Here is a 13,746-nt window from a genome sequence, read left to right as displayed (position 1 = left end):
GGTCGACACCGCTGATCCCGGTCGCTGCCCTCGCCACGCCTCACGGCGAGGGCAGCGACTCTCCCGTTTCCGGTGCGCGTCAGACCGCTTCGGTTTCGCTCGGAGCAGCGAGTGCAGCAGTCCGCACAGCGAGCAACCGCCCGGCCCACGCTCGGACTTCGGCCAGGTGTTCAACCTGGAGCCCGGAGCGGGGGTCAGGTTGGATCAGCAGGGTCGTCGCGCCACGGGCGGTGCGCTCTGCGGCCCAGATGTGGTCGAGGCCGGTGAAGTCGTCGTCGATCCACACGGCGGGGGCGTCGCCCATCCAGGCGTCGACGTGGTCGCGCTTCCACAGGTAGCCGTTGGGGTGGCTGGTGGTGATCTGGGGGCGCGGCAGGTCGATGTACGGGAAGGGCGGGAGGCCGAGGAGCGGGCCGATCAGTGTGGTGGCGTCCTGGCGCCAGCTGGTGCACCAGACCGGTGCGACCAGGCCGGTACGGATCACGTCCATGAGCAGGGGGCCGTGTGCCGGGTTCAGCCAGACGGTCACCGGGTCGTCGGCGCTGCGGCCGGTGGGGACGACGTCGTGCCGGGCGTGGGTGGCCGGGGTCGAGCCGTCCGCGTCGGGGAAGGGGATGAGAACGCCGTCGATGTCGAGGAGCAGGTAGGTCGGGCGCATCGGTCCTCCACGGGTTCCGGGGGTCAGAGCTTGCGCGCGGTGATCAGCAAGGTGGTGGGCCAGCGGCCCTGTCGGAGGTCGTGGAACTCCTGAGCCGAGGCCAGCCACAGGCCCGCGCGGTCGAGGTGTTTCTCCCAGCGGCCGGCGTCGAAGTCCCAGCGTGCGACGGGCAGGCGGGTGCGGTCGGGCAGCGTGACGTAGTCACGGCGAGGGCGGTCGTCAGCGGAGGGGGTCCGCCCGCCGCGCTGGGGGTGGGGAACGGAGAAGGCAAGGATGCCACCGGGCTTGAGACGGTGAGTGATGGCCGGGAGCAGCAGTTCGGGCGCAACGAGGCCGACCGCGCCGAAGGCGGAGCAGATCGCGTCGAACTGCTCGTTGGTCGCATGCAGGAAGTGCAAGGCATGGCCGGCGACGAAGGTGAGGTTGTTCAGCCGTCCGTAGTGCGAGCGGGCTCGGCGCACTTGGAGGCCGACCAGGTCGACGCCGGTGACGTTGGCCGCGCACCGGGTGGCGAGGCAGGCGGCGTTGTGTCCGGGGCCGCAGCCGAGTTCCACGACCCGCTTGCGGCGCAGGTCAGGACCGAGGATCTCGGCACCGGGGCCGATGCCCGGCCGTGTGGTCCACTCCATGCGGGCGGGCGGGGCGAGTGGCTCGGCCGGTCCGGCGACCGTGCGTTGGAGGGCGTGGGCGTACCAGGGAGAGGCTTGGGTGAGCACTACACCTCCAGGAGCTGGAGGACGTCGGTGAGATGCCGACGGACGACCTTGATGTAAGTGGGGTCGGTGGCGGGGTCGTTGATCCAGCGGATGGACTGCTCCATGAACCACTCGACGGCCCACATGCGGTGCCAGCCCAGAGCCCACTTCTCGGCGGCCAGGCCGCCGCGCTCGGCGAGGGCGTCAGGGGTGCCGCCCTCGGTGACGTAGGACTCCAGGAAGACGCGGAGGCGTACGGGGTCGGGGTCGTCGAGGGTGCCGTGCCAGCTGGCGAGGTCGAGCAGGCCCGGTCCCGTGAAGGCGCGGGCGAAGTCCAGCAGGCGCCAGCCGCGCTGGCCGATATGGAGGCTGGTGGGGTGGAACTCGGAGTGCACCCAGCCGAACGGGGCCAGGGTGGCGCCCTGTGCGCGGGTGTCTGCGGCCAGGGCAATCTGGTCGAGGGCTCGCTCGATGTCGCCCGTGTCCTGCCAGCGGTCGGCCTTGCGGAGCTGGTCGAGGTGGTCCAGGGCACGGCTGGGCAGGGCACGCAACCCTTCCTCGTGCAGTACGGGTAGCGCGCCAGCGGTGCGAGTGCGGTGGAGAACCACTGCTGCGGCGGCACCGTCGAGGTCATCCGCTTCCCGGACGGGGTTGCCGAGGTCTTCCAGGAACATACCGAGCAAGCCCTCGATGTGGACCGAGTCGTAGACCTTTGGAGCGGGGATACCGAGCGTGTTCGCCAGTCGCAGGGCCTGGTCCTCGCTGTCGAAGGGACTCTGGGCGTACTTGAAGATCCGCGTGCTGCCGTCGGGGAAGGTCACGCGTTCGACGCCGGACATGGACCACACCCTCACCTCCTCACGTTTGGCCGTGGGCTGGTTCGCGACGATGCACAGGTTGGCGAGGAGATCGGTGGTGAGGTTGTCGTTCACGAGAACTCCATTGCGGTCGTGGCGGCATCCGGGGCGGGCGAGCGAGCCGGCCCGCCCCGGAGCCTTGCTGCTGGGCGTTACGCGGCGGGGGTCACGCGGTGGGCGTAGACCTGCTCGATCCAGCCGGTCTTGAAGGCGGCCAGGTCGTCGCGGAAGTTCGCCATCGAGGCACCGTAGGGTGCGACGACGCCGCCGGACTGGTCCGGCACGGACTGGCAGCCGTGCACCAGCCGCCCGCCGAGGGCGGCATGGGCCTTGATGGACTCGATGCGGCGGTGCTCGTTGAACCAGCCGCCGTGGTAGACCTCGTCCAGCATCCCGCCCATATCGTCGTCCAAGTCGAACACGACTGAGGTGGCAGCAGGGAAGAACCAGCACGGGCCGACGTTGGAGATATGCCCGTCCAGCTCCACCTTGTTGAGCGCCATCAGCGTGGCCGCCTCGCGCAGCATCCGCAGGTGCTCGGCGGCAACTTGCGGCAGGCCGAGCCCGTCGAGGTGCTTGTCGCGGAACAGGTAGGCGTACACCTCGTACGCGGTGGACAGCACGCGAGCGGCGTCCGAGGTGGACTCACCGTGAGCCTTGATGAAGTCCAGCGCGAGCTGCTCGACCGCGCTCTCGGTCGTCTCCTCCACGCCCAGGAGTTGGGCCCTGACCAGCTCCCAGTCGGCGACGAGCCAAGTGCTCGACTCGAAACGGAAGAAGTGCTCGGCCGGGTCGATCGTGATGCGCCGGCCGTCGACCTGGATGCCCGGCAGACGGCTCCAGCGCTTGTCGAACGCCTGCGGCAGCTCGACCGTGATGGCCGTGGTGTCGATGGTGGTCACCGTGTCTCCGTCTCTGATCGGCCGGGTTCGGGCACAGGAATGCCCGAACCCGGAGCGGGTGTACGGAACTTCGGGGAGCCGCCCGGAGCCGTGGGGGAGGGCCAGGATTGCGGTCGGGCAGTTCCGGGCGGCTGCGATTAAGTGAACCGGCCGTCACGCACAGTGGGTACGGTGTGGGCGAGGCCAAGCGGTATACGCGGTTTACAGCCCCAGGACGGAGGGGGTCATGGCGGCACGCAACAGACCCAATGTCCGTTTACGCGAGGTCATCGACGCGATCGGCTGCACGTACGAAGCGCTGGCCAAGGACGTGCGCCGGATCGCTGCGGAGAACGGCGAGATCATCCACACCAACAAGTCGGCGATCTCCCACTGGGTCAACGGCACGCGGCAACCGACCGGTCAGACCGGCCACTACCTGGCGGAGGCCTTCTCCCGCCGGGCCGGCCGGACCATCACCCTCGTCGAGATCGGCCTGCGCGACCCGGAGGTCGCTGTCCCTGACGACCCTGATCCCGTCGTCATGGCCACCGACCTGGGCCGCGCTGACATGGAACGGCGCCGCTTCCTCGCCGTCGCCACCTTCACCACCGCAGGCGTGGCCATGCCCCTGGCCTACGATCAGGAAGCCGCATCCCGGATGCTCCGCGCCCGCACGGGCCGAGCCTTGGTGGGAGCCGAGGACGTCGACGTGGTCCGCCAGATCACCTCCGCGTTCAGCGCGGCCGACGAACGCCTGGGCGGCGGCCACGGGTTGACCACCGTCACCGCCTACCTCGCCGACACCGCCGCTCCCATGCTGCGCGCCCGCTTCGGCTCAGAAACCTTGCGTCGGGCTGCCTTTGGCGCCGTCGCCGAGCTGGCCTACCTCGCGGGCTGGAAACACCACGACCTCGGCCAAGAAGGCGCCGCCCAGCGCTACTACCAAGTCGGCTACCAACTCGCCTGCGAAGCCGACCCGCACGGCCACGCCGCCTGGATGATGCGCGCCCTCGCCCACCAAGCCCTCAGCCTCAAGCAGCCCCACCACTGCGTCGACCTCGTCGAAGGCGCCCTCAACCGCGGCCTCGGCCACGTGGACGGCCAGACGGAGGCACTGCTCCACATCACCCACGCCCGCGCCTTCGCCGCACTCGACGAGAAGCCCGCAGCAGCCCGCGCCCTGCTCACCGCCGAAAACGCCCTACTCCGCGACGACGGCCCACAGTCCAGCTTCTCCCTCGTCAGCGGACCCGCCGCCGGCACCGTCGCCAGCCACACGGCCCGCACGCTCACCGACCTCGCCGATCACGTCGGCACCGAGCAACAGCACCGAGACGCACTCGTCCGCTGGGACCCCGAAAAGTACAAGCGCGTCCACGCCCTCACCTACGCCGATCTCGGCGACAGCCTCGCCGCCCAGGCCCGCGCGGACGAGGCGGTCGCCGCCTGGAGCCAGGCCCTCACACTGATGGAGGGCATGACCTCGGACCGCACCCGCAAGGCGGTCACCTCGCTCCGATCAACTCTGGCGGTCTACCGGCGGCGCAAAGTACCCGGCGCCGCCGAACTCGCCCGCCGCGCCCGAGAGGTACTCGCCTAACATGCCCTTCCCCAAGCTCTCGGCTCCGCTCGAGCAGGGGAACCAATCCCGGCCGACGAAGGGATCACCGTGGCTCAGCCGACAACCGATGAGCAGCCCAAGGCGCTCAAGCCCGCCCTGGAATCCATGACCCTGCTGGTCGCCGCCGTCATCGTCCACGACAAGGCCACCAACCGCGTGGTCCTCCTCCAGCGCAGCGACCAGGCCAAGTTCGCCAGGGGCAAGTGGGACCTCCCCGTCGGCAAGAGCGAGCCAGGCGAGCCGATCACCGAGACGGCCGTCCGGGAGCTGTACGAGGAGACCGGCATAGTCGTGAAACCGGACGCGCTCAAGGTCGCCCACGTCATCCATGGCGCCTGGGGCGTGGAGGCCCCCAACGGCTTCCTCACGGTCGTGTTCGTCGCCCACGAGTGGTCCGGCGAGCCCGAGAACCGCGAACCGCGCAAGCACGCCCAGGTCCGCTGGGTCGACGCCGACGCCGTCCCCGAGCGATTCGTGGAGACCACCGCCAGTGCCCTCCGCCGCTACCTCAGCGGCGGGCCCCAGGTGTCTCTGGACGGCTGGAGGTAGGTGATTGCGAGAGCACGGCGCAGCGACCTTGCTGGTCCCCGCAGTCCGCACACAGTCCGCAAGACACCCGATCAAGACCGTCGCACCCCATCGCCGGCAATCGGCAAAAGGCCGGGTCAGCGACCTGCAGCCACCATCGCGGCAGGTCACCGACCCTCCCCGTCACTGGACGAGTAGATCCGGTTGTCATGGCGGGGATATGAGCGAAGCCAGCGCGGTGGGCTGCACCGCACCGGCGGCGGCCGAGCCGAGCAGCAGGGCGGACAGGTCGTGGGACGGCGCCTGCTCACCGGTCGGAGTCGCCGCCGTGATGCGGTCCAGCCGGAAGCCCCGGCCGGCCTGCCGCGTACGGCACCAGGCGATGAGGTACCACTTGCCGTCGGCGGTGAGCAGTCCGGCCGGTTCTACTACGCGGTCCGTCTCCTGCCCGGCCGCGTCGGCGTAGGACAGCCACAGCACCATGCCGTCGGTGAGCGCCTGCTCCACTGCGGTCCGGACCGACTCCGCGGTCCGCGTCGGCAGTGCGACGATCCGGGCGGCGAGTTCCTGGGCGGCCGTCGAGGCGGGGCCGGTCATCGAGGCCGCGATCTTCTGGGACGCCGTACGGACCGCACCGGTGTAAGGGGTCGCGGCGGCGCCGACCGCGCTGCCGTCCGCCGTCAGATGGCCGCCCGGCGGTGGGGGTGCCGTCGGCACCGGGTGGGGCCGGCCATGGCGGGATGCCGGTGGCGTCCTCGGTTCGGCGACCGCGCCGGACGCGCTGTCGGAACCCGGGGCGCTCCGGCTGGGCGGGCGGCCGGCATCGGCGGCACTGCTCACCGCTCTCGCCGCGAACCGGACGCCCCCCGTAACGGCCGAAAACAGCAAGAAGGAACACTCGCTCATCTGTTCCCACAGTTGTTCGGACGAGGTTGCCTAAACTGGTCCCGCCCGGGATGAGAAGTACCCCCAAGGGACGGAGAGCAACAGTGGCGGCAGGCGTCGGCAGATTCGAGGCGCTCGAAGGAGGCTTCGACGACCCCTCGGCGGAGGTCCTGGCCGAGGCCGCCGCCGCGTTCGGCCTGCTCGCCTCGCCCGCCCGGCTGCACCTGGTCTGGGCCCTGGCCCAGGGCGAGAGCGATGTCAGCGGGCTGGCCGAACGGGTCGGCGGCGCGCTGCCCGCCATCAGCCAGCACCTGGCCAAGCTCAAGCTGGCCGGACTGGTGCGCTCCCGGCGCGAAGGGCGCCGAGTGGTGTACCTGGTGGACGATCCCGATGTGGTGACCATCGTGCGCCGGATGGTCGGCCAGCTCTCCGACCGTCAGGCGGATGCCGAGCCGAGGGCCGGCGCCGGACGCCTCCGTGGTCTGGGCGCCTGAGGCCGGCCCGGCCGCCGAGCCGAGGAAACCGAACACCACCGACCACCGCACCACGCTGCAGGTGCTGCGCGCCCTGGACAGCGGGCCGCGCGGACTGACCGAGGCCCAGGCCGAGACCCGGCTGGCCCGGTACGGCGAGAACGTTCCGCCCGGCCGGCGCACCGACTCCTGGCCGCGCCGCTTCGCCCGTGGTCTGCGCGACCCCTTCACCGCCGTGCTCATCGGCCTGGGCCTGGTCTCCGCGGTACTGGCCTCCTGGGGCACCGTCTGTGTGATCGCCACCCTGGTCACGGTCAGCTGTGTGCTGCGCGCCACCGGCGAGCACCGTGCCGAGCGGGCCACCGCCGCACTGCGCCGGCTGGTGGCGGGCACCGCGACCGTACGCCGCCGGGTCGGCGGCACCTCCCCGCCGGTCACCCGGGAGGTCCCCGTCGACCAGCTGGTTCCCGGCGATGTGGTGCTGCTCGGCCCGGGCGACCTGGTCCCCGCCGACCTGCGGCTGCTGCGGGCCACCGGACTGACCGTCCACCAGGCCGCCCTCACCGGTGAGTCCGCCCCGGTCACCAAGCGGCCGACCGAGGACGGGCCGGAAGGCACCGGCTTCGCCCGGCCCGGTCTCTGTTTCCAGGGCAGCAGTGTGGCCGCCGGCAGCGGCACCGGAGTGGTGATCGCTACGGGTGCGGACACCGCGCTGTCCGGCGCCTTCGGTGAAGGACGCCAAGGATGCCAAGGACTCTGGGGGCTCCGGGGGCTCCGGGGACGCCCGTGGCCGGAGCGGCGGCGCATCCCCAGCCCCTTCGACCGGTCGGTCAACGGCATCGCCTGGACCCTGATCCGCTTTATGCTGCTCACCGCTCCCCTGGTGCTGATCGTCGACGCCCTGCTCAGCGGGCGGGGGCTGGAGACCCTGCCGTTCGCGGTGGCCGTGGCCGTGGGGATCACCCCCGAGATGCTGCCGGTGGTGGTGACCGCCGTGCTGGCCCGGGGCGCCGCCCTGCTGGCCCGGGACGGCCAGGTCATAGTGCGGCGGCTGCCCGCCCTGCATGACCTGGGCGCCGTCCAGGTGCTGTGCGTGGACAAGACCGGCACCCTCACCCAGGACCGGCCGGTCTTCCACCGCGCCCTCGGCGTGGACGGCCAGGACGACCCCGAGGTGCTGCGCTGGGCCGCCGTCAATGCCCTGTGGACGCTGCACCTGGCCGAACCGCCCATGCCCGACGCCCTGGACGAGGCGGTCCTGGCCGCCGCCGACGGCCTGGCGATGGTGGCCGAGGAGGAGTACGAGGGGGTCGCGGCGCTGCCCTGCGGGCCGGGCCGCCGGCTGGCCACCGCCGTCGTCCAGCGCGCCCCGGCCTCCCCGTTCACCGGGCATCTGCTGGTGGTCAAGGGCGCCCCCGAGGACGTACTGGAGCGCTGCGCCCTGAGCGGGCCGGAGCGCGAGCGGCAGCTGGCGCGGGCCGGGGAACTGGCCGCCCAGGGGCTGCGGGTGCTGGCCGTGGCCCGCGTGGAACGGCCCGCCCGTACCCGCCCCTACGGCCCGGCCGATGAACACGGCCTGGACTTCCTGGGCCTGGTGGCGCTGCGCGACGCGGTGACCCCCACCGCCGCCCAGGCCCTGGAGGCGCTCGCCGCCCGGGGCATCGAGGTCAAGGTGCTCACCGGCGACCACCCGGGCACGGCCGCCCGGGTCTGCCGGGAACTGGGCCTGGACCCGGGCGAGGTGGTCAACGCGGAACGGATCGACGCCCTGGACGAGGCGGAGTTGGCCCGCCTGGCCGCCCGTACCACCGTCTTCGCCCGCTGCGCCCCCGAGCACAAGGCGCGGATCGTCACCGCGCTGCGGGCCGGCGGCCGGCCGGCCGGCTTCCTGGGCGATGGCGTCAACGATCTTGCCGCGCTGGCCGGTTCGGATGTGGGCATCTGTCCACGCGATGGGGTGGATGTGGTGCGCGAGGCCGCCGATGTGGTGCTGGCATCCAAGGACCTCACCGCGCTGGCCCGGGCCATTGACGCCGGACGGCGCAGCACCGGCAGCATCGCCGCCTACCTGCGGATCACCCTGTCGTCCAACTTCGGCAATGTCATCGCCATGCTGGCGGCCGGGCTGCTGGTGCCCTTCCTGCCCATGCTCCCGGCCCAGGTGCTGGTGCAGAACCTCTGCTTCGACGCCGCCCAGCTGGCGCTGGCCTTCGACCGCCCGGGCCCGGCGGCACACTCCCGCCCGGTGGTGCTGCGGCCGCGCTCGCTGCTGCGCTTCGTCACCGGCTTCGGCCTGCTGAACGCGGCGGCCGACCTGGCCACCTTTGGCGTACTGGCCCTGGCCGTACGGTCATTGGGCGAGCAGGGCGGGCAGACCGCCTTCCACTCGGGGTGGTTCACCGAGAACCTGCTGACCCAGGCGATGGTGATGCTGCTGCTGCGCTCGGGGCGGGCGGTGGCGGAGGGCTCGGGCGCGCCGGGCCCGCTGCGGGCCGCGGTGGCCGGACTGGCGGTGTTGGGGCTGTTGTTGCCGGTGTCGCCGCTGGGTCCGGTGCTGTCCATGTCGGTGCTGCCCCCGCTGTACTACGGCCTGCTGGCGGTGGTGCTGGTGCTCTATGGCGCGGGCCTGTGGGTGGCGCGGCGGCGCTGGCTCTGAGCGGGAATGACGAAGGGGCCCAACCGGACATCCGGTTGGACCCCTGCTCGGCCGTCGGGCCCGGCTACCAGTCGCCGCCGCCGAAGCCGCTGTCGCCGCCGCCGAAACCGCCGCCGTCGTCCCAGCCGCCACCGGAGAAGTCCGAGGGGTTGAAGTCGGCGCCGCTGAAGTCGCCGCCGTCCGTGCCGCCGAAGCCGCCGTCACCGCCGAAGTGGTCGGCCGCGTAGGCCGGGGTGCTCATCATGCTGCCGAGCACGGTGCCCACCAGCAGACCCGGCAGCAGGCCGCCGCCGAAGTACCCGCCGGCCCAAGGGCCGTAGGCGGGACCGGCGTTCCAGTACGGCTGCGGGCCCTGGGCGGTCTGGACGGTGCGCGACACGGGCTCCTGCCCGGAGGCCAGCCGGGTGGCGTCGGCCTGGCAGGCCGGCACGGTGCGCACCGCGCCCCCCGGCGGAGCCCACGGCACATCCTGGACGGACGGCCCATGGCGCGGGTCGAAGAAGCAGGGCACCCGGCGCTCGGGCAGCGGGTAGCCGGAGCGGCGGGCGGCCAGCGTGGCCAGGGCGAAACGGCCCTCGTCCAGCGCCTGGGTGACGGCCGTCACATCCTGCGGCCGCCGGGCGGCGGTCATCTTCGCCTTGGCGTCCTCATAGGCGTCCAGCGCCCGCTCGTAGTCCTTGCGCATCTCGTCGTTGACGCCGGGCTCGGCGGGGTTGAAGTCCAGCCGGTCCAGCTCCTCGCCGAAGGCGGTGATGTCCTCGTCCACCACCACGCTCAGCTGCGCCAGCTCGGCGCGCTCGCGCTCCTCGCGCTTCTTCTTGGCCCGGCGGAACAGGGCATAGGCACCGGCGCCACCGGCGATCACCACGGCGCCGCCCACGGCCAGCCCGACGGCCGAATCGCCGGAGCCGCCCCAGGAGTCGGGGGCGTGGCCCTTGGCGGTCTTGACCGCTCCGTCCACAAAGGCGGTCAACTCGGCGTTGGCGCTGCTGTTGTTGACCTTGGCATCGGACTTGAGGTTTGCCACCGCGTTACGGGAGAGCACCCTGGAGTCGGCGTCCGCGTTGAACTTGTCACCGAGGCGGACGGCATAGACGCCGGAGATGCCGACCTCGGTGCGCAGGTTCGCCAGGATCGAATTCGGCGGAAACTCCGCGGTGTTGGGCAGCACCGCCACAAACACCGGCTTATTGGCGTCCTTGATCTTCTTCGCCAGCGCGTCCGCGTCCGCCGAGGACAGCTGTGCGGACATCCGCGGGTCCACATAGACCGGGCTCTTCTTGAGGTGATCGGCCACCTCGCTCACCCCGCCGGCGGCATGCGCCGCGGGTGCGTACAGCATCGCCCCCGCCAGCACCAGCAGCGCGGCGAGCAGCCCCGCGAACAGGGCCGGCAGCGGCCTGGGCAGTGCCCTGGGGGTGACGGACATGGGAACTCTCCTCGGAGGGCGAGGGATGGAACGGTCACTCATCAAGATCACGAACTGACTCTGCGTACACCTGGACAACGGAACTCCCGGAGATCCGGTTCCCCGCTTTCCCTCCGTCATCCGTACGTGAGGTTGGAGCACGGATTGTCATCCGCCGACCTGGCCTTGTCGGCCACCTCCGAGGGTACGGGTGCGGAGGACGAGGCGGAGGCGGTCGGCGAGGCCGGTGCGGTGACATAGTCGCGACCGAGTGTGACCGTGATGCTGTGGTCAGCGGTGCCCCGGACGAAGGAGCCGGGGAAGAGCCGGGACAGGGTGCGGGCGTGATCCGCCTCACCCGGTCCGAACTCGATCACGGTGGTGGCCTCGTCCCGCCCGGCGGCGGTGCTGGTGGCGGTGATCCGGTAGCCGTGTTCCTTGAGCGCCCCGGCCGCGCGGGCGGCCAGCCCATTGGTCCGGGTGCCGTTGACGACCGAGACATTCACTCCGGCACCGGAGACCGTGGCGGCGGGCGAGGGCTTGTCGTCCTTCTTCTTCTCGCCGCCCTTCTTTCCGGCGTCCTTGCCGTCCACGGTCTCGTCCGCCCGCAGCGCGGCCCACAGCCGGTCGGCGTCCGGCTGCACCACGGCCACCCGGCTGCCCTGGTAACGCCAGGGCATGGTGACGAACTTGATGTTGTGCAGATCGATGTTCTTCATCGACATGGCGAAGGAGAGGAGCTTGTCGGCCGAGCCCAGGCCGGGGTCCACGGTCATCGACTTGGTGGCGGCGTTGGCCAGCGGCAGCAGCGTGGTGGGGTCGAAACCCTCGGACTTCACCTTTTTGATCATCGAGGAGACAAAGGCCTGCTGCCGTTGTATCCGGCCTATGTCGGAGCCGTCGCCGATGCCGTGCCGGACCCGCACATAGTCCAGCGCCTTCTGCCCGGAGACCTTCTGCTCCCCCTTGCGGAAGACCAGGTCCCCGCGCGAGCCGAGGTTGGGGTTGAGGTCGCCCTGGTAGAGGTCCTTGGGCACACAGACATCGACACCGCCCACGGCGGAGGTCATCGAGGAGAACCCGGCGAAGTCCACCACGATCGTGTGGTCCACCCGCAGCCCGGTGAGTTTCTCCACGGTGTTCTGGGTGCAGGCGGGATTTCCCTTGGCGGTGTCACCCACCGAAAAGGCCGAGTTGAACATCTGCTGGCTGGCGCCGTTGGTCCAGTTGCCATTGGGCAGTTTGCACGGCGGAATGTCCACCAGGGTGTCCCTGGGTATGGAGATGCCCACCGCGTGCTCGTCGTCGCCGTACACATGCAGCAGGAAGGCGGTGTCGGAGCGGCCGATGTCGCCCTGTCCGCCGCCGAGTTTCTTGTTGTCCCCGGCGCGCGAGTCCGAGCCGATGACCAGGACGTTCTTGCCGGCCGCGGAGGCTCCGGGCCGGTTCTTGGAAAGGCCGCCCGCGTCAAAGGTGTTGATGTTGCCGTTGAGCTCGAACCAGATCCAGCCGGCTCCGGCGGTCAGCAACACCAGAAACGAGACCCCGACGATGGTGAACGTACGCATCCGCTTACGCTCGCGCTTGCCCCGCCGCCTGCCCGTCATGTGCGCGACCTCATCCGCTCCCCAGGTCATCCCGTCGTTGCCCTACGTATAGACGGATGACCACTGCTTTTGGTTGTCCGGTTGCGCAATCTAGCAAGTATGGTGAAAGCACTGATACGGGCATCCAAGCAGACCGAGAAAGGTGGGGACACATGCTGCGCAACGCCCTGGAACCCTGGCACATCCTGGTGGTTGTGCTGATCGTGGTCGTCGTCTTCGGGTCCAAGAAGCTGCCGGACGCGGCACGGTCGCTGGGCAAGTCCATGCGCATCCTCAAGAGCGAGGCCAAGGCGATGAAGGACGAGGCCACCCCGTCCGCGCCCGCGGCCGCCGCGCCCGCCGAGGAGAAGGTCACCACCGGCACCGTGCTGGACGGATCCCGCTGACCGCGCTCTCCCGCGTGTGTCCGGGGGTCCCTGTGGGGTGCGCCCAGTAAACCGGCCGGAACATTGGCCGTTCTCGCACCTGATCCCGGCGGTGGTCCATCAACACTGGTGGTTCCGGATCGCCCCGCGCGCAGGAGGAACCACCGATGTCCGGGTCTCGTCTCATGGCCCTGGGCCACTACCAGCCCGCCAGGGTGCTCACCAATGACGAACTGGCCGGCCTGGTCGACACCAGTGATGAATGGATTCGCTCCCGGGTCGGCATCCGCACTCGCCGGGTGGCCGGCGAAGCGGAGACCGTCGACTTCATGGCCGCCGAAGCCGCCGCCAAGGCGCTGGCCAACGCAGGGCTCGCCCGCGCCGACATCGACCTGGTGCTGGTCGCCACCTGCACCGCCGTGGACCGCAGCCCCAACACCGCGGCCCGGGTGGCCGCCCGGCTGGAGCTGCCGTCACCCGCGGTGATGGACATCAATGTGGTCTGCTCCGGCTTCACCCACGCCCTGGCCAGCGCGGACCATGCCATTCGCGCCGGCGCGGCGAGGAACGCGCTGGTGATCGGGGTGGAGAAGTTCACCTCGGTGACCGACTGGACCGACCGCACCACCTGTGTGCTGGTCGGTGACGGAGCCGGCGCCGCCGTGGTCACCGCGGCCGAGGAGCCCGGCATCGGCCCCGTGGTCTGGGGCTCGGTCCCGGAGATGGGTCACGCGGTGCGCATCGAGGGCTCACCCTCGGTGTTCGCCCAGGAGGGCCAGTCCGTCTACCGCTGGGCCACCACCCAGCTGCCGCCCATCGCCCGCCAGGTGTGCCTGCGGGCCGGGATCGAACCCGCCGACCTGGCGGCGGTCGTGCTGCACCAGGCCAATCTGCGCATCATCGAGCCGGTGGCGCGCAAGCTGGGCGCGGTCAACGCGGTGATCGCCACCGATGTCACCGAGTCCGGCAACACCTCGGCGGCCAGCATTCCGCTCGCCCTGTCCAAGCTGGTCGAACGGGGCGAGGTGGCCTCCGGCGCGCCGGTGCTGCTGTTCGGCTTCGGCGGCAATCTGTCCTATGCGGGGCAGGTCATCCGCTGCCCCTGACGG

Annotated in this window: 13 protein-coding genes; 6 read left to right on the top strand and 7 right to left on the bottom strand. The window is 71.0% G+C overall.

Annotated features, from left to right (window positions below; genetic code table 11):
• Nucleotides 1–79: 79 nt before the first annotated feature.
• From ACIHFE_RS06175 to ACIHFE_RS06160, 4 genes are all read right to left on the bottom strand, one after another.
• A complete protein-coding gene (locus ACIHFE_RS06175; RefSeq protein WP_400104627.1) occupies nt 80–658 on the bottom strand; it encodes an HAD domain-containing protein in 579 nt (192 codons plus the stop codon).
• A gap of 23 nt (nt 659–681) precedes the next feature.
• Nucleotides 682–1,374 (bottom strand): class I SAM-dependent methyltransferase, encoded by a 693-nt coding sequence (locus ACIHFE_RS06170; protein ID WP_400104626.1) that lies wholly within the window; start codon nt 1,372–1,374, stop codon nt 682–684.
• The gene (locus tag ACIHFE_RS06165) at nt 1,374–2,285 is read right to left on the bottom strand and encodes an aminoglycoside phosphotransferase family protein (protein WP_400104625.1); all 912 of its coding nucleotides are present in this window, start codon (nt 2,283–2,285) and stop codon (nt 1,374–1,376) included. The genes ACIHFE_RS06170 and ACIHFE_RS06165 overlap by 1 nt, the downstream gene beginning before the upstream one ends.
• A gap of 77 nt (nt 2,286–2,362) precedes the next feature.
• Complete coding sequence (locus ACIHFE_RS06160) at nt 2,363–3,112, bottom strand: hypothetical protein (protein ID WP_400104624.1); 750 nt, start codon at nt 3,110–3,112, stop codon at nt 2,363–2,365.
• A 226-nt stretch (nt 3,113–3,338) separates the two neighbouring features.
• On the opposite strand from ACIHFE_RS06160, the gene ACIHFE_RS06155 reads away from it, so the two are divergent.
• Together ACIHFE_RS06155 and ACIHFE_RS06150 are read left to right on the top strand one after the other, a co-directional pair.
• The gene (locus tag ACIHFE_RS06155; protein WP_400104623.1) at nt 3,339–4,694 is read left to right on the top strand and encodes a tetratricopeptide repeat protein; all 1,356 of its coding nucleotides are present in this window, start codon (nt 3,339–3,341) and stop codon (nt 4,692–4,694) included.
• Between the two features lie 69 nt (nt 4,695–4,763).
• Entirely contained in the window at nt 4,764–5,264 is a 501-nt protein-coding gene (locus ACIHFE_RS06150) for an NUDIX domain-containing protein (protein ID WP_400104622.1), read from the top strand.
• A gap of 186 nt (nt 5,265–5,450) precedes the next feature.
• On the opposite strand, the gene ACIHFE_RS06145 is transcribed toward ACIHFE_RS06150, so the two are convergent.
• Entirely contained in the window at nt 5,451–5,960 is a 510-nt protein-coding gene (locus ACIHFE_RS06145) for a helix-turn-helix transcriptional regulator (RefSeq protein ID WP_400104621.1), read from the bottom strand.
• A gap of 272 nt (nt 5,961–6,232) precedes the next feature.
• Here ACIHFE_RS06145 and ACIHFE_RS06140 point away from each other — a divergent pair, with 272 nt between their 5' ends.
• Together ACIHFE_RS06140 and mgtA are read left to right on the top strand one after the other, a co-directional pair.
• Nucleotides 6,233–6,622 carry an ArsR/SmtB family transcription factor gene (locus ACIHFE_RS06140; RefSeq protein WP_400104620.1) on the top strand — a complete coding sequence of 130 codons (390 nt, stop codon included), beginning with the start codon at nt 6,233–6,235 and terminating at the stop codon, nt 6,620–6,622.
• Nucleotides 6,573–9,257: a magnesium-translocating P-type ATPase gene (mgtA, locus tag ACIHFE_RS06135; RefSeq protein WP_400104619.1), complete on the top strand. Its 2,685-nt coding sequence runs from the start codon at nt 6,573–6,575 to the stop codon at nt 9,255–9,257. Before ACIHFE_RS06140 ends, mgtA begins: the two co-directional genes overlap by 50 nt.
• A gap of 64 nt (nt 9,258–9,321) precedes the next feature.
• Here the strand turns inward: mgtA and ACIHFE_RS06130 are convergent, their stop codons facing one another.
• Nucleotides 9,322–10,686: a hypothetical protein gene (locus ACIHFE_RS06130; RefSeq protein WP_400104618.1), complete on the bottom strand. Its 1,365-nt coding sequence runs from the start codon at nt 10,684–10,686 to the stop codon at nt 9,322–9,324.
• Between the two features lie 116 nt (nt 10,687–10,802).
• Nucleotides 10,803–12,233, bottom strand: coding sequence for an LCP family protein (locus tag ACIHFE_RS06125; protein WP_400104617.1), 1,431 nt, complete (start codon nt 12,231–12,233; stop codon nt 10,803–10,805).
• Between the two features lie 191 nt (nt 12,234–12,424).
• Between ACIHFE_RS06125 and tatA the strand changes: the two genes are divergently transcribed.
• The gene (gene tatA / locus ACIHFE_RS06120; protein ID WP_400104616.1) at nt 12,425–12,658 is read left to right on the top strand and encodes a Sec-independent protein translocase subunit TatA; all 234 of its coding nucleotides are present in this window, start codon (nt 12,425–12,427) and stop codon (nt 12,656–12,658) included.
• A gap of 146 nt (nt 12,659–12,804) precedes the next feature.
• Nucleotides 12,805–13,743, top strand: coding sequence for a beta-ketoacyl-ACP synthase III (locus ACIHFE_RS06115; protein ID WP_400104615.1), 939 nt, complete (start codon nt 12,805–12,807; stop codon nt 13,741–13,743).
• The last annotated feature ends 3 nt before the right edge of the window (nt 13,744–13,746 follow it).

The organism is Streptomyces sp. NPDC052396, assembly GCF_044593195.1.
GTDB lineage: Bacteria > Actinomycetota > Actinomycetes > Streptomycetales > Streptomycetaceae > Streptomyces.
This window is presented reverse-complemented; position numbering and strand designations above follow the sequence as displayed.